Below are 19,172 nucleotides of genomic sequence, written 5' to 3'. Positions count from 1 at the left end.
AACTGATAAAGCGTCAAGCTTATGGATTTATAAATTTTGAAAATATGCGAATGCGCTTTCTGTCTTGCTTTACTTAATAAGTTTTTCTTATCACCTTGTTTTGCGAAGACCCAATTTTTTGAATTCTTGTAACATTTATTTGTCGATATGCTTGAATAATTTGAGTTAAATCTAACGTCGCGATCGCTCGAGCTATACTCGATCTTGTTGAATAAATTTCAAATATCGAACCTAAAAGATAAACCCTCTCGTGAAGGATACTGAGAGGGTTGGTTAACGCTGCCAAATTGACTTGAAAATTCAGCACTCGAATTGACTAACGACTCACCGTTACGATCGAGACCAGTAAATCTGTCGCAAACAGATGGGTCATTGAATTCAAGAATTTCTGCGTATCGCGCTGGTAAATTTCGTTCGCGGATAAGACGTGGATGTCGGTCTCGCGTCGTTTTACCTTATTTTTTTTTAAAGATTGCTCGTTCATGCGACCTGCCGTTGTCCTACTCTTCTTCCTATTTACTAGGATGCCAATTTTTTTCCGGAACGTCAGGATCGAAACCGTTCGATCTAGCGATCGCTGTCACTTAAAATTGCGATCGCGATCGCATTAACTGCGAGATAAATCGAGGGCCGCGATCGCAACTCCCATTAAAAGGACGATCGCACCGGCAAACACGCCTAAAGATGGGATTTCTCCAAACACCCAATATCCTAACAAACTCGAAGAGACGGGTTCTAATAAAATCGCTAAAGTTACGAGAGTCGGTGACACCCAGCGAACTGTCCAATTAATACTGGTATGGCCGATTAATTGAGAGAGTAACGCCATTAAGGCGATCGCACCGTACACCGGCCAGGGATACCCCAGATAACTCGCCCCAAAGGCCATCGGTGTCGGAACTAGAATCACAGCGGCGACTGTATAGGCGATCGCAATATATCCTGTCGTTCCCAAACCTCGACGCTGGGCTTCCCGTCCGAGGAGCAAGTACAAACTCACCATCCAAGCCCCGAGCAAGGCCAGCGCGTTTCCGAGCAGGGGGTTCGTCGAAATCGACGTTTCGCCCACCTCGCTAGTTCCCACTACAATTCCCCCAACCAGGGCGATCGCGATACCCACCGCCGTTCGTCGCGAGATGCGGGTTCCGAACCACCACCACGATAACAAAACGATCCATAAAGGATTGCTGGTCACGATGGTACTCGCCGCCGCGATCGACGTGTAAGACAGCGATGTCGTCCAGGTGGCGAAGTGAGCCGCCAAGCATACCCCCGCCATGACAGCTAACCCCAAGGCTTCGGGAACGGTTTTCCAGCGAACTTTCGACCACGTCGGTATCAGCAGCAGCGACGACACGAGTAGCCGCGACGCCGCCAGAACGAGACTCAGTCCCACGCTTCCCTCGCCTACTGCGTTAACCGCGATGCGAACCCAGATAGCTGCTGTCGAAACGGCGAGAATGCCAACGGCTAAGACGATCGCAACTTGAATTTTAGAAGGACTTCGTTCCATCAGTAGTGATACTAAGGGTGATATAAGCCAGACGGAAGGCGATCGCCACCCGTTCTAACCGGTAAGCTTAAGGGAATTGGACGTTTAGCAGTTATTTGGCAGCGACACCTATGACCGACGAAGCGATTACTCCAGCCGTCAGCGATCGCATTTGCAAGCACATGAACGACGACCACGCCGATGCTGTGTTGTTGTACGCTCGCGTGTATGGCGATCGCCCCGAGGCCACATCGGCTGTCATGGAAGCTATCGACCCGCAAGGGATGAACCTACGCGTCAGAACGGACAGCGATACCGTTCCCGTTCGCATCGGGTTCGATCGCGATCTCAAAAACGCAGACGATGCCCACCATACGCTAATCGATATGCTCAAACAAGCCAGAGCCAAAGGACGATCGTAGGTTCGATCGCGATCGCTCGGACGCACGACGTACCCCAAGAACCTCCCCCACGGCGATCGAGATCGATCCCAAACACGCGATCGCCGGTGTTGAGGGAGGCGATCGGCAAGTTTTAAGTTCAGTAAAAATACTTATTCGGCTTTTTATTTTAACACTGTATTTCTACAGTGTTGTGATGCCGATCGCCTATGCAATTGCGTAATATCGCGTAGGTATGCGATGACGATCGCCTAAATTACTGATAAATGTCTCAGATAAAAAAGATTGAAATCACGCCAACCTAATTAGAGACGCAGCTAAGTTATAAGCATAGAAATTTCGGAGACATCCAAAGCTATGCAACTGAAATATCGCGGAATTGCTTACGAAGTTCGAGAGTCCGTACGTCAGCCCGAGATCGCCGATCGATCCTTACGATATCGAGGCGTTGCTTATCAACCTCAAGCCATTACAGAATTCAGCGATCGCCCTCGAGCAATTTTAGCGTATCGCGGTATTTACTACGCCACGGGACTGAAAACAGAAGCACCCACACTTTATTACCCGAGCCAACCTATTTCAGTAGTCAACTAACGATATTGTTTCTAGTTTTGTTTGGCTGTAACTGTCTGATTTTCAAGAAAACAGGAGATTAAACGATATGAAACTAACGTATCGCGGTGTTTGCTATTCGATCGCACTTCAAGATATTTCCACAACAAAAAGCAAAATTTGTGCTAAATACCGAGGTTTGATGTACCACCTGTCTCGCACCGAATTCAACGGCGATCGCTCAGTTCAAAATTTAGTTTATCGTGGCGTTCGCTACAACAGTCAAGCCGCGATGACCGCTCCATCCCAACCGCTAACAACAACTAGCCCAGCATTGGGATAATGCGAACACTTTGATTTCTCGTTTTTACCTGCTCGAATAGTCCTCAATCCGAACATTTAATTCAGATTGAGGGCTTTTTTTCGCTGAATATCTCGCTCAAACTCAATTACAACTTAACCGAAAGTAACTGAATTCACTGCATGACGACGTTATAAGAGAGATCTTTCAACTCTTCAGGGGGTAGCTCGGCGACGATTGCGTAAATATACGTGTCATCTGCCCACAAGACGATCCGAGGTTTTCCCGGCTGACTGATGTAGAGTTTGCCCGATCCCGTTTTCGGAAGAGACAGGCGATCGATTCGCGTATCGATTTGATAAAACGAGATCGTGTGGTTGTCGTCGGTGGTGTAGGTGTAGCGCAAACCGGGAATTTTACCGAATTCACACAGACTCCCCCCCATTAACCGAACGTCGCGACGCGCGATGGTGGGGGTGGTGTCGTCGAACTCGAACTGGCGATCGAAGCGATCGATAATAGCTGCGAGATCGCTGGAGTTGAAATCCATCGGTCCTTGTTCGCGACTCATGGCATCCATATGATCGTCGGCCAGTTGCTCCAAGCCGTCCCAATTGTTCGCCAGAACTGCCTCTGACGGCATCACGAGCGCCCCAAAGTCCGCACGTTCCCATGCCAGTTCGACTTCAGCGTCCTGTAAATTCTGACGCAAGCGGAAGTTGTCCGCCGCCAACGCCACCGCTGCCACCGCTGCAATTCCGCTCGTCCACACTTGCCACCCGCCCCAGCGACGACGGAAGCGGCGAGGAGATTCAGGAAACGGGGCGATCTTGGGTTTGGGTCGAGCGGGATCTTCGGAAGGTTCGGCGGCGATCGCGGCCGCGAGGATGTTATTCCGCAGGCGTGGCGGTGGCGGCGCGTTCGGCAGACCGTAAGGCATGACGCCGAGAACTTCGTACAATCGAGCCACTTCGACGGCCAGTTGGGGGTCTTGTTGCAAGTAGGCTTGAAAGCATTCGGCTTCCTCGGAAGACAAATCTCCGAGAACGTAGCCTGCGGCGAGTTCCTGTAATCGTTCTGGAGGTAAAGCGTTAGTCATCGTCCCTGTGTTAGCCAATCCAATCTCGTAAATGTTCTCTGAGTTTGAGCAAACCTTGGCGCGATCGCGTTTTCACCGTTCCCAAAGGCAAATCGAGATAGGCGGAAATTTCCGATTGACTCATGCCTTGGTAGTAAGCCAGTTCCAGAACCTGGCGGTATTTCGATGGCAGGTCGTCGAGGGCATCGCGGACTCGGTCTCGACGTTCTTGTAGGGACACTTCGTCAAACGGTGTTGTGGAAACGATGGCATCTTCACTCATGGCGGTTCCCCAATTGCCCAAAAACTTTTGTTTGCGTCCGCGCGATCGCAGTCGGTCGATCGCTCTCGATCGCGTCAGCATGGTGAGGAACGTACTGAGAGACCCCCGTTGGGGATTATAGTTCTGTTTTCGCCACAGAATTAAAAAGATCTCTTGGGTGAGGTCTTCGGCTTCTTGAGGAGCTTTGAGAACTTTCAACGCCAAGCCGTACACAATGCCCCCGTATCGATCGTACAGCGTTCCCAGTGCAGAGGAGTCTCCCGCTTGGAGGCTTTGATAAAGTTCGATATCGCTTGGAGACATGGGTAAGGTGGCTTTGGGACTCACGCTAATTATCGCTCCTCTCATCCGTCGGTACTGGCTCTCGCGATCGGGTCTTTGTCTTGAATACGCGTCGAATCCGGCGGTGGATTTCGAGGGATACCGTCGGTTTGGGATCGGTCGAACGAAGAGATTCGCCCCGAACGAGAACCCCAGCATCTTTAGAGATACCGGGGTTTTTGGCTCGAGATCGGGGGCATATACGAGATCGCTCGAGACGGGAGCGTTACTGAATTACCGAAAAACTGTGCGAGTTAAGTTCGAGTGTGAGGTGTCGCGAACTGCCAAAGCGATGTCTCGAGGTTTCTCTGTCGAGCGTTTCGATCTTATCCCCGTACGACCTCGGGACGATCGTTCATGTAGCTGAGGAGCCAGTTAGCCATCGTTGCGCGGCGCGTGTCTCGCGGATCGAACTCGCCAATTTTGTAGCCTTTAAAGCCCAGCTTTTCTTTTAAAAGCTGTTTGTTGGGTTTGGGGATCGATCGCGTGAGTTTGACCGTTGGCGGACGGTTGGCGATGAAATTCGGCGGTTCGGGATAGTCCTGTTTCCAGTCTTCAGAGACTTCTGAATTATCCCAACGCTGGGTCGCCTCGTCGTATCGATACCCGAGATAGTGCCAAACGATGCGGTTGACGGTATCGTCGTCAAGGTCTTCGTTGAGAATTGCCCAAATTGTATCGGTGTTTAACGGTGGTAATTCAGACATCGCGGTGTAGGTTTGACAGAGTGAAACGAGCGATCGCCAAACTGAGGCGAGCGCGTTCGATCGAAGACAGATCTGCCCAACTCCGCTCTGAGTTCGACACGAGGTCGGCGCGATCGCCGCGCATGGCATAGGCGAAAGGACGGGCGAGAACTTGCAGGTCGTCGATCGACCAGTTGGGTAACAACCCTTGTACGCAGCGTACCAAACGATCGGCAACAGATAAATTCGCGGCAGCCAACTCGGTGGCTTGACAGGCGATCGCCTCGAGGATCTCTCGGGGAACTCGAGCGCCGAATTTCTGGTGGAGTTGGGTTTCCAGCCAACAGGCGTCGAGACGTTGGAAAAACGCAGAACAGCGATCGCCGATTTCGAGATCTTCGAGATCGAGGCTTTCTTCGAGACGGTTGAATCGGGCGTTCGCTTCGCGATCGACGGGATTCCAGGGATACGAACAGTCGTCACCGAGCAAAATCGCATCGAGCAAATCCAGTTCGGCTTGCACTTGACCCGATGCAGCAGAGGTAGATTGCCGAGAGGACATCATCATAAGACATTGGAAAAACACGACAGAACGACGGTCTAAAAGACAGTCAGGAGCTTGTGACAGTTATTCGACTGTCTACACTCGAACTTTTCTTAACTACATCACGATTTCTGGGCTTTCCGCAACCGTGGTTGGAGCTGGGGAGAGGGGGAGAAGGGGAGAGGGGGAGAAGGGGAGAAGGGGAGAGGGGGAGAAACTATTAACTGTTCCCTGTTCCCTGTTCCCTATCTTCACTGGTGACTGGCGACTGGTGACTGGCGACTGGCGACTGTCAACTGTCAACTGTCAACGACGAACTCCCAGGCTTGACCTTGAGAACTGCCGAATTTGAGTTGAGTTCCCGAGGAGAGCGAGATTTCTTGATGGTGAATTTTGCGCCAGTCGTCATCCTCGCGCACTAGGGTTCCGTAGCGGGAAAAGTCCCGTAGAAAGTAGGTGGGATACGAACAGTCGTGGAGGTGGCGGTAAAAGATTTCGGCGTGGCGTTGGGACACCCAGCGTTCGGGGACGACGGCGTCGTTGTCTTCGGTGCGTCCGACGCGCAGTAAACCGCGACGGATGCGCCATACCGTGTCGTCGGGATCGAGCGATCGCAAACAGGCTTTGGTGGAGAGGCGATCGAGTCGCGTGGTGGAATTTTCGGGGAGTTCGGTGACGATTTGATGGGGCGCTTCGAGGAGGTGGCCGTCGAATTCGGGATGGAGGTAAAGAACCGGGAGCGTCCAAGCGGGCTGATTGAATTTGTACAGCGTCAGCAGTTGTTGGCGGGCGATCGCTACCGCGCGATCGATGGGCTGGCGTTGGGCGAGGGCTTGGGCGAAGCTTTGAATGAAACTGAGGGCTTCGCGATCGGCGATCGCGTCTCGCATGGCTAACACCGCCGGGACGCCGTGATGGACGAGAACTTCGGCGAGGCTGCTGCGGGGAATCAGGCGATCGTTTTCGCGATCGGGTCCCGCGCCCCAGCAGGTGTTGAATACGGCTAACGTCACTTGCGATCGCACTAGCACTTGAGCCAACTCCGTTCCGGTGAGGGTGGTGTCTTCCCGCAGGAACAGGCGGCCGCCCTCGGGGGAGGGAACGCCGTGACCGGAGTAAAGCAAGATATTGTACTGTTTGGTTTCCAGGCGATCGAGCAGTTCGGCGGGAGTCGGTTGAATGAGCGTATCGACGCGATAGGGAACTACGGCGTCTTGACGGCTGCAATTGGCGAAGAGTTCGGCGATTTCGCTGGCTTCGGTTTCCAAGTCTAACACCGACGCCCGGCTGTCGTTCGGTTGTCCCAAGACGAGCAGCATTTGCAGCGATCGACTGGCATTCCGCAGGGACAGGGGATCGACATCGCAGGTGGTGCGACTGAAGAGGATGTTTTGCGCCAGGGACAAAGCAGGTTTTCCCAAACGCGGCTGGGCGATTTCCCAGGGAAGCCCGATGAGGGCGGGATCTCGCACGTCTAAGCGTACCCGCAGGGGCATCCGCCGTCCGAGGGCGATTCCTTGACTTTGAGCGAAACTACGTTGCACCGCTCCCGCAAACAGCCACGTCCACAGTTCTAAGCCTAACTGCTGCATGAGGCGACTGCTGTAACTGCCCATCGGGGGCGTTTCGGCAGGAACGAACGGGTCGGCGGTGGGAGTGGAAACGCCGACGGTAGCGGGTTGGGGCGGTGTGGGAACGGGGAGGCGGTTCAGGGAAAAGAGATCTTGCCACTCCCGCCAGGTTTGGGTGAGGACATCGGACCAGGAGCAGTCGTGATGGACGTATCCGCCGGGGTGGGGGGCTTGCAAAACCCAAATCGCATATCGATCGCCAGCTTCGCCGACATCGACGTTTAACGGCGCGATCGCCAAACTCAAACCGGGATCGTCAGGTTGCAGCATTCAAAAGACTGTGTGTGAGGAATTAAGCGATTTGTGAGTTATTTTCCCAGTGTATCGAATCGAGATTTCGACGTTACTATTGAAACTTCAATAAAGAGAGGATAAAAACAGTATAAGACGGTGAAGCAAGTTAAATTGTTCCCCAGAGGAGAGACGCGATCGAAGACGAGAGGGAGCATCTCAACGTACGGAAGAGTGTCGATCGTCGATCTCCAATCTTTCAACCTCTCGTTTTAGGCTCGAGCGAAGGGAAGCCCCGTCCGAGTCTTTTGTTCCGAGCGGGAGAGGGGTTTCAGGAGAGAGTTATCGAATTTGAGATGCACGCGGTCAGAGGAGCCACAAACAATATGGAGACAGCAAACGAAGCAGCGTTAGCTGAACTCGCTTGGTCTGTAGAGATGTCTTTGGGGAAGTTTTCGTTATTGTTTGCTTGCTGTAACGATACACGAACGCGCGATCGCTTGTTAGAGGGTTTTGCGGCAATTTGTCCGCAACGTATCCGAATCCTCGAACTGTCGTCGAATACCCGCCATCCTTACAGTGACATTCGCCAGCGACTTGGGGAGGATGTCCCAGATGTGTCGATCGTCGTGGGGTTAGAGGCGGTGAAGGAGTCGGCGTTAACGGCGATGAATTCCATGCGGGAGGAGTTTCGTCAGTCGTTTCCCTTTCCACTACTGTTTTGGATTACGGATAAAACCCATCGATCGCTGATTCGCGTTGCACCGGATTTTGAGAGTTGGGGAACCACGACGAAGTTTGAAAGTTCGGCGAGGGAGTTTGTGGAGGCGGTAGACGAGACGGCGAACTGTTGGTTTCGTCAGGATCGCTCAGTTCAGCCCGGTTGAAAAGTACGTTCTGAGCGTCTCAAACGAGAGTACAGCGCAGTTGTGGCAAGTTTATACGTTGGACGAGCTGCTCGATCGCGGTTGTGAATGGCTGCACGACTACCTGACGACAAATCCCAACGCCACAGACGACGATCGCGCTATGTGTGGCATTTCGCCGCGAGAGGACGAGGAGAGTCTAAAGTAAACCGATCGCTCCCCTTCAACTCCCCTATTTTTTCCTCGCAAAACATTAACCAAATCTAAATATTTCTAACAATTTTGATAACTGGATTACACTTTACGAAGAAATACGGGTAATACTCGTAATAAAAATTCGTCGATCGCACCGCTCTACAGGCTATCGAGCAATATTGAGACACAAAACTTGAAATAACTCTAAAGACCGCGAGCGTCCGATGCGATCGCGTTAAACTAAACGTAATGCTAGAACAGAACGCTCGACGATGAAGCTGAAATTCTTCGCCCTACTGCTGACTTTTACCCTACCGTTAACCGCTTATGGTGGTGACGACACAGCCGCCGATAGCCCAGACACCACTGCGGGCGAGACGACAGAAGCCCCCACTGACGACACCGCCACAGACCCCCCCGATACTGGAGACGGAGCAACCGCTACAGATACCACAGACCCCGAAGACAGCGCCAGCGAAACCGCCGAAGGCGACTGGTACACCTACGAATCGGGGAACTATACCGCTCGCTTCCCCGGAGAACCGATCGAAGATAGCCAAAGCGTACCCGTCGAAGGGGCTGGAGACATCGAACAAACGTTAGTTCTTTACGAAGATACCGGCGCGCGACGGGCGTACATCATCGCCTCGAACGTCATGCCCGAAGGGGTGAAATTCGATATCGAAACCAGCCTCGAAAACATGAAAAACACCACGCAAACCAACCTCAACGCGACGGTGGAAAGCGAAGAAAGCATTGAAAATAACGGACTTCCCGCGAGATCGATCCTCATGTCTACCGAGGAGGGGACTCGTTTTCAATTCTTGCTCGTTGCCGATACTGAAAACGCTGCCTTCTATCAACTCGCCGTCGGCGCACAAGACGGAAACGTAGACTTCCCCGAAGCGCAACGGTTCTTCGATTCTTTCGAGCTTTTGCAGTCGTAACCGACGCAGGGCGATCGACATCGCATCATCGACACAGGGCGTATCGAAATCGTCGATTTCCCGATGGCAAGCGGCAAAATCCCCGTCGTTGAAAACGTTCTCTAGCTAATGTCGCACTCAAGGAGACGCGCATCGTGAGCGAACCTGTCACGAACCTCGAACAACTTGAAGCTCTCATCTCTCGCGTCAAAAAAGCTCAAACGGCTTACGCGAACTTCGGGTGCATCTCACTTTTGCAAAAACATCAGTTTGGGGTGGCAAAATTCCCGATTAGCACTTCTGGTATAAGATCCCCGGCATCTTGGAGATGCCGGGGATCTGGAAATTGAGTGCGCCCAATTCGATGAATTTACATTTTTGAGATGCACCCCGAACTTCAGCCAAGAACAAGTCGATACCATCTTCAAAAAAGCAGCCCTCGCTGCTAACGCTGCCCGAATTCCCCTGGCGAAACTCGCCGTCGAAGAAACGGAAATGGGCGTCGTCGAAGATAAAGTGATTAAAAACCACTTTGCTTCCGAAATCATCTACAACAAATAGATCACCTCATCCGACGGCACGGCGCGGCTGTGGGACGCCCAAGGCAACCCGCTGGCGGTCACTGGCGGTCCTCGAGGGGCATCAGGCTCGGGTCTGGAGCGCCCAGCTCAGCCCGGACGGAGAGCGCATCCTCACCGCCTCGGGAGACGGCACAGCCCGGCTGTGGTAAGTTTATACGTTGGACGAGCTGCTCGATCGCGGTTGTGAATGGCTGCACGACTACCTGACGACAAATCCCAACGCCACAGACGACGATCGCGCTATGTGTGGCATTTCGCCGCGAGAGGACGAGGAGAGTCTAAAGTAAACCGATCGCTCCCCTTCAACTCCCCTATTTTTTCCTCGCAAAACATTAACCAAATCTAAATATTTCTAACAATTTTGATAACTGGATTACACTTTACGAAGAAATACGGGTAATACTCGTAATAAAAATTCGTTGATCGCACCGCTCTACAGGCTATCGAGCAATATTGAGACACAAAACTTGAAATAACTCTAAAGACCGCGAGCGTCCGATGCGATCGCGTTAAACTAAACGTAACGCTAGAACAGAACGCTCGACGATGAAGCTGAAATTTTTCGCCCTACTGCTGGCTTTTACCCTGCCGTTAACCGCTTGTGGTGGTGGCGACACAGCCGCCGATAGCCCAGACACCACTACGGACGAGACGACAGAAGCCCCCACTGACGACACCGCCACAGACCCCCCCGATACTGAAGACGGAGCAACCGCTACAGATACCACAGACCCCGAAGACAGCGCCAGCGAAACCGCCGAAGGCGACTGGTACACCTACGAATCAGGGAACTATACCGCTCGCTTCCCCGGAGAACCGATCGAAGATAGCCAAAACGTACCCGTCGAAGGGGCTGGAGACATCGAACAAACGTTAGTTATTTACGAAGATACCGGCGCGCGACGGGCGTACATCATCGCCTCGAACGTCATGCCCGAAGGGGTGGAATTCGATATCGAAACCAGCCTCGAAAACATGAAAAACACCACGCAAACCAACCTCAACGCGACGGTGGAAAGCGAAGAAAACATTGAAAGTAACGGACTTCCCGCGCGATCGATCCTCATGTCTACCGAGGAGGGGACTCGTTTTCAAGTCTTGCTCGTTGCCGATACTGAAAACGCTGCCCTCTATCAACTCGCCGTCGGCGCACAAGACGGAAATGTAGACTTCCCCGAAGCGCAACAGTTCTTCGATTCTTTCGAGCTTTTGCAGTCGTAACCGACGCAGGGCGATCGACATCGCATCATCGACACAGGGCGTATCGAAATCGTCGATTTCCCGATGGCAAGCGGCAAAATCCCCGTCGTTGAAAACGTTCTCTAGCTAATGTCGCACTCAAGGAGACGCGCATCGTGAGCGAACCTGTCACGAACCTCGAACAACTTGAAGCTCTCATCTCTCGCGTCAAAAAAGCTCAAACGGCTTACGCGAACTTCAGCCAAGAACAAGTCGATACCATCTTCAAAAAAGCAGCCCTCGCTGCTAACGCTGCCCGAATTCCCCTGGCGAAACTCGCCGTCGAAGAAACGGAAATGGGCGTCGTGGAAGACAAAGTGATTAAAAACCACTTTGCTTCCGAAATCATCTACAACAAATATAAAGCCGAAAAAACCTGCGGCATCATCGAAGAAGACAAATCCTTCGGGATTCAGAAAATCGCCGAACCCGTAGGTATTCTCGCCGGAATCGTCCCCACGACGAACCCCACATCAACGGCGGTGTTCAAGGCACTCGTGACCCTGAAAACCCGCAACGCCATTATCTTCTCGCCGCACCCCCGCGCCAAAGACTGCACGATCGCCGCCGCGAAAATCGTCCGAGACGCCGCCGTCGCCGCAGGGGCCCCAGAAGACATCATCGGCTGGATCGACGAACCCACGGTTCCCCTCTCTCAAGCCTTGATGCAGCACCCGGATATCAAACTCATCTTGGCCACCGGCGGCCCGGGAATGGTGAAAGCGGCGTATTCCTCCGGTAATCCTTCCCTGGGTGTCGGTGCGGGGAACACCCCAGCACTCATCGACTCTACCGCCCACATCAAAATGGCGGTGTCCTCGATCCTGTTGAGTAAAACCTTCGACAACGGCATGATTTGCGCCAGCGAACAGTCCGTTGTGGTACTCGATGACGTGTACGATACCGTCAAACAGGAGTTTATCGATCGCGGAGCCTATTTCCTATCCCCCGAAGAACGAGAACGCCTCGGTAGCCAACTCATCGTTAACGGACGCCTCAACAGCGGCATCGTCGGACAACCCGTCGAGAAAATTGCCGAAATGATTGACGCTCGCCTGCCCTACGGAACCCGAGTTCTCATCGGAGAAGTGGAAAACATCGGCCACGAGGAACCCTTCGCCCACGAAAAACTCTCGCCCATTTTAGCTATGTATCGGGCGCAGAATTTCGATGAAGCGGTGGATAAAGCCGAAGCCCTGGTGGAATTCGGCGGACGCGGACATACCGCCGCCCTCTACGTGAACCCCTCCCAGTACGATCGCATCAAACTGTTCGAGGACAAAATGCAGACGGCGCGGGTTCTCATCAACACCCCCTCGTCCCAAGGGGCGATCGGCGACCTGTACAACTTCCGCCTCGACCCCTCTCTAACCCTCGGTTGTGGAACCTGGGGCGGAAACTCCATCAGCGAAAACGTCGAACCCCACCACCTCCTCAACATCAAAACCGTCGCCGAACGGCGGGAAAATATGTTGTGGTTCCGGGTTCCGCCGAAAGTGTATTTCAAATACGGATCGCTTCCGGTGGCGTTGCGAGAACTTGCAGGGAAAGAACGGGCGTTTATCGTCACGGACAAGCCCCTGTACGATTTGGGAATGACCGCTTACGTCGAAGACGTTCTCGACGATATCGGCTTGAAATACGATATCTTCTACGACGTCGAACCCGATCCCTCTCTCGATACGGTCAATCGCGGTTTGGCGTTGATGAATACCTTCAAACCGGATGTGATTATCGCCCTCGGCGGCGGTTCGCCGATGGACGCGGCTAAAATCATGTGGTTGATGTACGAACACCCGGAAATTGAGTTTGAAGGGTTGGCGATGCGGTTTATGGACATCCGAAAACGGGTGTACGATTTACCGCCGCTGGGTGACAAAGCGATTATGGTGGCGGTTCCGACGACTTCAGGAACGGGTTCGGAAGTGACGCCGTTTGCAGTGGTGACCGATCGCCAGAACGATATCAAGTATCCTCTGGCGGACTACGCCCTGACGCCGAACATGGCGATCGTCGATCCCGAGTTGGTGTTGCATATGCCGAAGAGTCTGACGGCGTTCGGCGGTATCGACGCCCTGACTCACGCGATCGAAGCCTACGTCTCGGTGTTAGCCTCGGAATACACCAACGGCTTAGCCCTCGAAGCGATTCGCCTCATTTTCAAATACCTGCCCAGTGCGTACCACAACGGCGCAAAAGATCCCAAGGCGCGGGAGAAAATGCACTATGCGGCGACGATGGCGGGGATGGCGTTCGCCAACGGTTTCTTGGGGATTTGTCACTCGATCGCCCACCAACTCGGCGGGACGTTCCACATTCCCCACGGCTTAGCCAACGCGCTGATGATTTCCCACATCATCCGCTACAACGCCACGGACGCACCCTTCAAACAAGCCACCTTCCCACAGTATAAGTATCCCAACGCCAAATGGCGCTACGCTCGCATTGCCGACCACTTGCAACTCGGCGGCGAAACGGAAGACGAGAAGGTGATGCTGTTGGTTCAGGCGGTGGAAAACCTGAAGAAAGAAGTGGGCATTCCGGCGGCGATGAAAGACGCCATGCAGCAAGACGAGGCAGAGTTTCACGTCCAACTCGAACGGGTGGCCGATCGCGCCTTTGACGATCAATGTACGGTGTCGAACCCCCGCTATCCACTCATTGGCGAGTTGAAACAGTTAATTCTGGATGCGTACTACGGCAATCTGGATTTATCGTCCCTCAACGGCCATCGGTTTGAAGGGGTTCCCGACGTTCCCGCCGAACCGGAACCAGTGATGACATAATCGGTTCTTCACAGTTTTCAAATTTAGATCTTGAGGCGGGTGGTTTGCCCGCCTTTTTTACTGTCGAAAACGCTCGATCGAGGCGAGTGGTAACGGGTAAAAAAAACTGCTTAACGATCGCTCGACTATTATATCAGTCCCAAATGAGTCGTCAAAAATTAAAACACCAGAAAAAATCCGATTCCCCGTTCCCGATTCCCTGTTCCCTGTTCCCTGTTCCCTGTTCCCCGTCCCCGACTTTGTTACACAACTGATTTAGAGTTGCTATAGTATTAAAGCAAATGCTATTGATGGTGACTGAGTTATCTCAAAAATTCTATACAACAATCCTAAATTATTTATAGCAAATAACCTGTTGAAACTCCGTTTCGTGGGTCAGACGATCTATCGAGATCCCCGGCATCTTGGAGATGCCGGGGATCTTATGCCACCCTTCACTGAAATGAGATTTTGCTGTGAATCGTTTAGGACTGCTATATGTCGCGTGTTATACTGTGATTTTTTCCATATTCCAAAGTATCGATCGCTCGTAAAATTGCAAGATGAAACTTCCCTTAGAAACTCAAAAATTCATAATTCGTCAATTTCAACCGCAAGATCTGACAGGGTTTTTAGCTTTTATGTTAGATCGAGAATCGACCGAGTATTTGATGTTTGACGAAGAACAGAAAACTCAAGACGGCGCGACAGCACTGTTCGAGGCTGTGTGTGCTTCTTATGACTCTACCGAGCCGATATGTTCCTATGCAATTGCTGAAAAACAGTCGAACAATTATGTCGGTTCTTGTGGATTTGCACCCTACGATCGCGGAATTCTAGAATGCTATTATAGTATCAACAAAGAGCGCACCGGAGAAGGAATCGCTACAGAAATCGTAAAGGTTTTAGCTGAAACGCTATCGAAAGATGCTGAAGTTCGAGCCTACTGCCATCCTGAAAATTTCGCAGCTCATGCAGTCGCTAAAAAATGTGGATTTATGCCAATGGGAATCCATAAACATAAACACTTTAACGCGGAAGGCGAGTTATTTATCTACAAACGCCGCACGTCACGATAAACGTGCGACTACCCGGTTCTCAAACTTTTACGAAGATAACTTTTGCACCTCCAGCAGCAGAAGCCGCGACAGACCATGAATAACGAGCGATCGCCATTGACTGACGCCGAACTGTGAAGAATTCGCGATCGAGTGTTAGACGATAGGTTTTGGCTGGGGTGCGATCGCATTCGTTGGAGTAAACGAGTTATGACGTTATCTACCCGAAGTGTTGACTTGGGCGTATCCTCGGGCGCGACAGCAGGCGAGTGCGGAGACGGTGTTACCGTTGAAGGTGTTTCCGGTAGAGTGTCCCTATGCGATCGAGGCGGTGTTCGACGATGGGTTTTGGCTGGAGAGCGAGCCTGAAGATTGAGGGAATTTCGGGCATACTGGGATAGATCGGCGAATTCGGAGAAGCTGATGATGGAGGCGATCGAGCAATGTCCTGTCTGTGGCGGAACCGTCGAGCGTAAGTCCGTTACAGAAGTGGTATGTGGTGGTGGAAATACGGTAACACTGACCCTGGAAACTCTAGTTTGTCAGGTTTGCAGCGAACGTTTTTATAACTTAAGCGACGTTCGGAAGTTAGAAGAGCTGAAGTTGAAGTTAGAACGAAACGAGACCGAGGATTTTCAAGTAGTCGGTCAGGTATTTAAGGTGGTCTTGTAAAATAGGGCGATCGCGTAGTGCTACAATGAAGCTTCAATTTCTTATAATAAAAAAACTCACAGTTTCTATAAGCCAACAATTAGGGATGTGTGTTCTCAACATAGTAATAAAAAGCTTATTAGGCTCTATCTCTACCTTTCTCAACTATATGATTTTTGAGTCAACAGCACAATGAACACTGGAAGGTTTACAAATAAAGATTTTACCGTTACAATCAAAGATAAAATTTAATCTTTCGTGCGCCATGAAGATATTTATTGATGCAAATATTTACATAACATTGTATACAACAAAATCAGCTATAAGCTTTTTAGATACCATCCAAAAAATAAGTAATTATATTTTTGTTACACGGCAAATCAGAAACGAAGTCGTGAGAAATCGATTAAATATCACTTGTCAATGTATAAAAAATATTGAGGACGACAAGAATAAAAAAGCTAATAACTCAAATCAAAATCAAAAATTACAACATCCAAACTATCCAGATTGGTTCTCATGTTCAAATACAAACGAAGATAACAAAAAAGTATATAAAAAGGTTCTTCAGGATGTTTATCAAGGGAAAGACAAAATTTCTAAAGTTCTAGAAGCTATTTTTAAGTCTTCTACAGATTACACCATAGATCAGCTTAAAAGAGCTAGGCTCCGTAAAGAACTGGGAAATCCACCTGGAAAGCCTAAAGATCCTCTTGGAGATCAAATTTCATGGGAGCAATTTTTGGATTCTATCGTCGAATGTAAAGGTAATATATTTGTTGTTTCGGCAGATTCTGATTTTGTCAAAAAGTATCAAGGACAATCATTTTTAAATCCATATTTAATGGAAGAGCTTATCCAAAAAAATATTGATTCAAATCAAATATTTGCTTTTTCTGATTTGCCTTCAGCACTTGAAAAATATAAAGAACTCGAAGATCGGAGTATTGTTATTCCATCTTCCCAAGAACTTAAAACATTGCGAGAAGAGCAAATAAAAAATGACAACTATTTGATTTGTCGATCTGAAGGACATATACCTTTAAGCTATACAGATGGGATTTATTTGAGATTTAGGTGTCAAAGATGTGGTCAATTACTAGCTAGTTATTTGAATGATGATATAGATTGCTAAGATGATTGCTCAACCCGATCGCATCCACCTCACCCCCGAAGAATACCTCACCGCCGAACGCGACTCTCCCATCAAACATGAATATCACGACGGCGAAGTTCGTGCTATGGCGGGAGCCAGCGATAATCACAACCTCATTACCGGAAACCTTTATACCGTACTTCGATCGCATTTACGCGGATCGCCTTGTCAAACTTTCTTCGCTGATATGAAAGTGCGCGTCGAAACGCACAATCGGTTTTACTATCCCGATTTACTCGTCACCTGCGACTCGCGCGATCGCGATACCCGCTACTACAAACAACATCCTAAACTCATCGTCGAAATTCTCTCCGAAAGTACCGAAGCCTTCGACAGAGGCGACAAATTTCAACACTATCGCCAACTCGAAAGCCTCGAAGAATACATTCTCGTCAGTCAAACTCATCCCGCCGTCGATGTCTTTCGTCGCACGGGCGATCGCACTTGGGAATTTCAACCCTATACTGTTGGTGAAACGGTTTGCTTTGCCAGTCTCGAACTCGAGTGTGCGATCGCTACGATTTACGAAGACGTAACCTTTGTACCTCCAGCAGCAGGAGCCGCGACAGACCATGAATAACGAGCGATCGCGATAACGATTAGATCGCTTCTAAACTCAAAATCAAGCCATTCTGTAATTTGTCATGACTCAGACCACGATTCACATTACGCCTGACGGACAAATTCTCATCCCCCAAAGCCTGCGCGATCGCCTTAACCTCAGTGGTGACTATACCTTGTCCGTCCGCGATCGCGAAATTATCCTCAAACCCATCGAACCTTCACAACAACCGAATTGCGATTTCTCCGATTTAATCGGCCGTCTTTCCTGGGAAGGCGACGCACTCGAAACCCAACAGCAACTTCGCGATGAGTGGAATTGATGGTATAGAATTTACTCAAGCCTAAAGCTTAAGCTTGTGTGAAATATTGAATCAGTCAGCAAGGAATAATAGACAAAAATGCTTAAAATTCATAAAAATTATGTGATGGACGAAAATCAAAATCCGATTGCAGTTCAAATCCCTGTAGAAGAATTTGAGAAAATTGAAGAAATTTTAGAAAATTTTGGATTGTCTCAATTAATGGAGGAAATAGAAGAAGAGGAAACCCTAGCTGAAGACGAGGCGCTTCTCTATTATCAATCCTTAAAGGAAAATGTGGAAAGTTGAATATAAGAAGCGCTTTTTGAAAGAGCTGGCAGCGTTACCATCTAAAACAAGAGAACGGGTTGAAGTCATTGTTTTTCAAGAGCTGAAAGCAGAAAATCCATTTAATCTTGGACTTCTCCAAAAAATGCAGGGTTATTCAGATAAATACAAAATTCGAGTTGGAGATTACAGGATTGGGATATCGTGCGATCGCTCTAATCGTACCTTAACTTGTCAGCGTGTGGCTCATCGACGAGAAATTTACAGAAAGTTTCCTGAGTTGCTCTATGAAGATACAGATAATTCGATCGCTACGATTTACGAAGACGTAACCTTTGTACCTCCAACAGCAGAAGCCGCGACAGACCATGAATAACGAGCGATCGCGATAACGATTAGATCGCTTCTAAACTCAAAATCAAGCCATTCTGTAATTTGTCATGACTCAGACCACGATTCACATTACGCCTGACGGACAAATTCTCATCCCCCAAAGCCTGCGCGATCGCCCTAACCTTAGTGGTGACTATACCTTATCCGTCCGCGATCGCGAAATTATCCTCAAACCCATCGAACCTTCACAACAACCGAATTGCGATTTCTCCGATTTAATCGGCCGTCTTTCCTGGGAAGGCGACGCACTCGAAACCCAACAACAACGGGTGCATCTCAATTCTGCGATAAGTATAAATATTTAAAGGAGTAAATGCCCTTCTAGCAGTCCTTGAGGAAGATATTGACAAATTGCCGAACTTGTGTATTTGCAAAAGTGAGATGCACCCGAAATTCTTGTAGGGTGGAATTGCCCACCCTACCAAGATTCGTCGCAGCGCTCCAACCATAGCCAATAGGCTTGGTTGGTGGTGAAGCGGCGGTGAGTTTCGGTGCATCCCCTGAACAAGGCGATAGCGAGAGAAGGGGATAGCGCCGAAACGAACAAACTGGTAAAATTGCCTTACCGGAAACGGTCTTTAAGCCCACATTCCGCACTTCAACTTGTAGTACGCCAAGTAGCACGAGAAGGGGATGAAATTAGTCGGGAGTTGGTTAGGGATTAAGACCGA

27 protein-coding genes are annotated in these 19,172 nt (G+C 50.2%); 20 read left to right on the top strand and 7 right to left on the bottom strand.

The features are described from left to right. Nucleotides 1-607 precede the first annotated feature (607 nt). Entirely contained in the window at nucleotides 608-1,513 is a 906-nt protein-coding gene (locus GEI7105_RS0125980) for a DMT family transporter (protein ID WP_017663294.1), read from the bottom strand. Nucleotides 1,514-1,623: 110 nt separating this feature from the next. Here GEI7105_RS0125980 and GEI7105_RS0125975 point away from each other — a divergent pair, with 110 nt between their 5' ends. After that, entirely contained in the window at nucleotides 1,624-1,914 is a 291-nt protein-coding gene (locus tag GEI7105_RS0125975) for a DUF2470 domain-containing protein (protein ID WP_017663293.1), read from the top strand. On the opposite strand, the gene GEI7105_RS38895 is transcribed toward GEI7105_RS0125975, so the two are convergent. Next, nucleotides 1,883-2,023, bottom strand: coding sequence for a hypothetical protein (locus GEI7105_RS38895; RefSeq protein WP_158413275.1), 141 nt, complete (start codon nucleotides 2,021-2,023; stop codon nucleotides 1,883-1,885). The two genes, GEI7105_RS0125975 and GEI7105_RS38895, sit on opposite strands and share 32 nt — an antisense overlap. A gap of 227 nt (nucleotides 2,024-2,250) precedes the next feature. On the opposite strand from GEI7105_RS38895, the gene GEI7105_RS0125970 reads away from it, so the two are divergent. Next, entirely contained in the window at nucleotides 2,251-2,487 is a 237-nt protein-coding gene (locus GEI7105_RS0125970) for a DUF4278 domain-containing protein (RefSeq protein WP_017663292.1), read from the top strand. 67 nt (nucleotides 2,488-2,554) lie between these two features. After that, nucleotides 2,555-2,788 carry a DUF4278 domain-containing protein gene (locus tag GEI7105_RS35580; protein ID WP_071592148.1) on the top strand — a complete coding sequence of 78 codons (234 nt, stop codon included), beginning with the start codon at nucleotides 2,555-2,557 and terminating at the stop codon, nucleotides 2,786-2,788. Nucleotides 2,789-2,921: 133 nt separating this feature from the next. Here the strand turns inward: GEI7105_RS35580 and GEI7105_RS33990 are convergent, their stop codons facing one another. From GEI7105_RS33990 to GEI7105_RS0125945, 5 genes are all read right to left on the bottom strand, one after another. Further along, entirely contained in the window at nucleotides 2,922-3,845 is a 924-nt protein-coding gene (locus GEI7105_RS33990; RefSeq protein WP_017663291.1) for a hypothetical protein, read from the bottom strand. A gap of 10 nt (nucleotides 3,846-3,855) precedes the next feature. Continuing rightward, the gene (locus tag GEI7105_RS0125960; RefSeq protein WP_017663290.1) at nucleotides 3,856-4,587 is read right to left on the bottom strand and encodes a sigma-70 family RNA polymerase sigma factor; all 732 of its coding nucleotides are present in this window, start codon (nucleotides 4,585-4,587) and stop codon (nucleotides 3,856-3,858) included. A 167-nt stretch (nucleotides 4,588-4,754) separates the two neighbouring features. Further along, on the bottom strand, nucleotides 4,755-5,135 hold the full coding sequence (locus GEI7105_RS0125955; protein WP_017663289.1) for a DUF1823 family protein: 381 nt from the start codon (nucleotides 5,133-5,135) through the stop codon (nucleotides 4,755-4,757). Continuing rightward, the gene (locus tag GEI7105_RS32565; protein ID WP_063717505.1) at nucleotides 5,128-5,682 is read right to left on the bottom strand and encodes a hypothetical protein; all 555 of its coding nucleotides are present in this window, start codon (nucleotides 5,680-5,682) and stop codon (nucleotides 5,128-5,130) included. The genes GEI7105_RS0125955 and GEI7105_RS32565 overlap by 8 nt, the downstream gene beginning before the upstream one ends. A 275-nt stretch (nucleotides 5,683-5,957) precedes the next feature. After that, a complete protein-coding gene (locus GEI7105_RS0125945) occupies nucleotides 5,958-7,559 on the bottom strand; it encodes a CHAT domain-containing protein (protein ID WP_017663287.1) in 1,602 nt (533 codons plus the stop codon). A gap of 347 nt (nucleotides 7,560-7,906) precedes the next feature. Here GEI7105_RS0125945 and GEI7105_RS0125940 point away from each other — a divergent pair, with 347 nt between their 5' ends. From GEI7105_RS0125940 to GEI7105_RS32555, 17 genes are all read left to right on the top strand, one after another. Then, entirely contained in the window at nucleotides 7,907-8,407 is a 501-nt protein-coding gene (locus GEI7105_RS0125940; protein WP_017663286.1) for a hypothetical protein, read from the top strand. Between the two features lie 40 nt (nucleotides 8,408-8,447). Beyond that, nucleotides 8,448-8,594, top strand: a complete 147-nt coding sequence (locus GEI7105_RS38890) for a hypothetical protein (protein ID WP_017663285.1) — start codon at nucleotides 8,448-8,450, stop codon at nucleotides 8,592-8,594. Between the two features lie 259 nt (nucleotides 8,595-8,853). Next, nucleotides 8,854-9,528 (top strand): hypothetical protein, encoded by a 675-nt coding sequence (locus GEI7105_RS0125930; protein ID WP_017663284.1) that lies wholly within the window; start codon nucleotides 8,854-8,856, stop codon nucleotides 9,526-9,528. 357 nt (nucleotides 9,529-9,885) lie between these two features. Further along, a complete protein-coding gene (locus GEI7105_RS0125925) occupies nucleotides 9,886-10,068 on the top strand; it encodes a hypothetical protein (protein ID WP_017663283.1) in 183 nt (60 codons plus the stop codon). After that, nucleotides 10,040-10,237: a WD40 repeat domain-containing protein gene (locus GEI7105_RS41135; RefSeq protein ID WP_071592147.1), complete on the top strand. Its 198-nt coding sequence runs from the start codon at nucleotides 10,040-10,042 to the stop codon at nucleotides 10,235-10,237. The genes GEI7105_RS0125925 and GEI7105_RS41135 overlap by 29 nt, the downstream gene beginning before the upstream one ends. Before the next feature lie 9 nt (nucleotides 10,238-10,246). Continuing rightward, nucleotides 10,247-10,375, top strand: a complete 129-nt coding sequence (locus tag GEI7105_RS40655) for a hypothetical protein (protein ID WP_281167042.1) — start codon at nucleotides 10,247-10,249, stop codon at nucleotides 10,373-10,375. 259 nt (nucleotides 10,376-10,634) lie between these two features. Beyond that, nucleotides 10,635-11,309, top strand: coding sequence for a hypothetical protein (locus GEI7105_RS0125920; protein WP_017663282.1), 675 nt, complete (start codon nucleotides 10,635-10,637; stop codon nucleotides 11,307-11,309). Between the two features lie 134 nt (nucleotides 11,310-11,443). Beyond that, on the top strand, nucleotides 11,444-14,113 hold the full coding sequence (adhE, locus tag GEI7105_RS0125915; RefSeq protein ID WP_017663281.1) for a bifunctional acetaldehyde-CoA/alcohol dehydrogenase: 2,670 nt from the start codon (nucleotides 11,444-11,446) through the stop codon (nucleotides 14,111-14,113). Nucleotides 14,114-14,655: 542 nt separating this feature from the next. Then, nucleotides 14,656-15,171, top strand: a complete 516-nt coding sequence (locus GEI7105_RS0125905; protein ID WP_017663279.1) for a GNAT family N-acetyltransferase — start codon at nucleotides 14,656-14,658, stop codon at nucleotides 15,169-15,171. Between the two features lie 208 nt (nucleotides 15,172-15,379). Next, nucleotides 15,380-15,526 (top strand): DUF29 family protein, encoded by a 147-nt coding sequence (locus GEI7105_RS35570; protein ID WP_017663278.1) that lies wholly within the window; start codon nucleotides 15,380-15,382, stop codon nucleotides 15,524-15,526. A gap of 47 nt (nucleotides 15,527-15,573) precedes the next feature. Further along, complete coding sequence (locus GEI7105_RS0125895) at nucleotides 15,574-15,822, top strand: YgiT-type zinc finger protein (RefSeq protein ID WP_017663277.1); 249 nt, start codon at nucleotides 15,574-15,576, stop codon at nucleotides 15,820-15,822. 244 nt (nucleotides 15,823-16,066) lie between these two features. After that, nucleotides 16,067-16,936, top strand: a complete 870-nt coding sequence (locus GEI7105_RS0125885; RefSeq protein ID WP_017663275.1) for a PIN domain-containing protein — start codon at nucleotides 16,067-16,069, stop codon at nucleotides 16,934-16,936. Nucleotide 16,937: 1 nt separating this feature from the next. Continuing rightward, nucleotides 16,938-17,537: a Uma2 family endonuclease gene (locus GEI7105_RS0125880; protein WP_017663274.1), complete on the top strand. Its 600-nt coding sequence runs from the start codon at nucleotides 16,938-16,940 to the stop codon at nucleotides 17,535-17,537. 64 nt (nucleotides 17,538-17,601) lie between these two features. Beyond that, the gene (locus GEI7105_RS0125875; RefSeq protein ID WP_017663273.1) at nucleotides 17,602-17,841 is read left to right on the top strand and encodes an AbrB/MazE/SpoVT family DNA-binding domain-containing protein; all 240 of its coding nucleotides are present in this window, start codon (nucleotides 17,602-17,604) and stop codon (nucleotides 17,839-17,841) included. Nucleotides 17,842-17,919: 78 nt separating this feature from the next. After that, entirely contained in the window at nucleotides 17,920-18,129 is a 210-nt protein-coding gene (locus GEI7105_RS0125870) for a RelB antitoxin-like protein (RefSeq protein WP_026097974.1), read from the top strand. Further along, the gene (locus tag GEI7105_RS32560; protein ID WP_017663271.1) at nucleotides 18,116-18,484 is read left to right on the top strand and encodes a type II toxin-antitoxin system RelE family toxin; all 369 of its coding nucleotides are present in this window, start codon (nucleotides 18,116-18,118) and stop codon (nucleotides 18,482-18,484) included. The genes GEI7105_RS0125870 and GEI7105_RS32560 overlap by 14 nt, the downstream gene beginning before the upstream one ends. Before the next feature lie 64 nt (nucleotides 18,485-18,548). Then, entirely contained in the window at nucleotides 18,549-18,806 is a 258-nt protein-coding gene (locus tag GEI7105_RS32555; RefSeq protein ID WP_017663270.1) for an AbrB/MazE/SpoVT family DNA-binding domain-containing protein, read from the top strand. The last annotated feature ends 366 nt before the right edge of the window (nucleotides 18,807-19,172 follow it).

Origin of the sequence: Baaleninema simplex PCC 7105 (genome assembly GCF_000332355.1) — a bacterium.
In the GTDB taxonomy this organism is placed as follows: domain Bacteria; phylum Cyanobacteriota; class Cyanobacteriia; order Cyanobacteriales; family Geitlerinemataceae; genus Baaleninema; species Baaleninema simplex.
The sequence above is the reverse complement of the archived record's forward strand: the minus strand, read 5'-3'. Positions and strand labels throughout refer to the sequence as shown.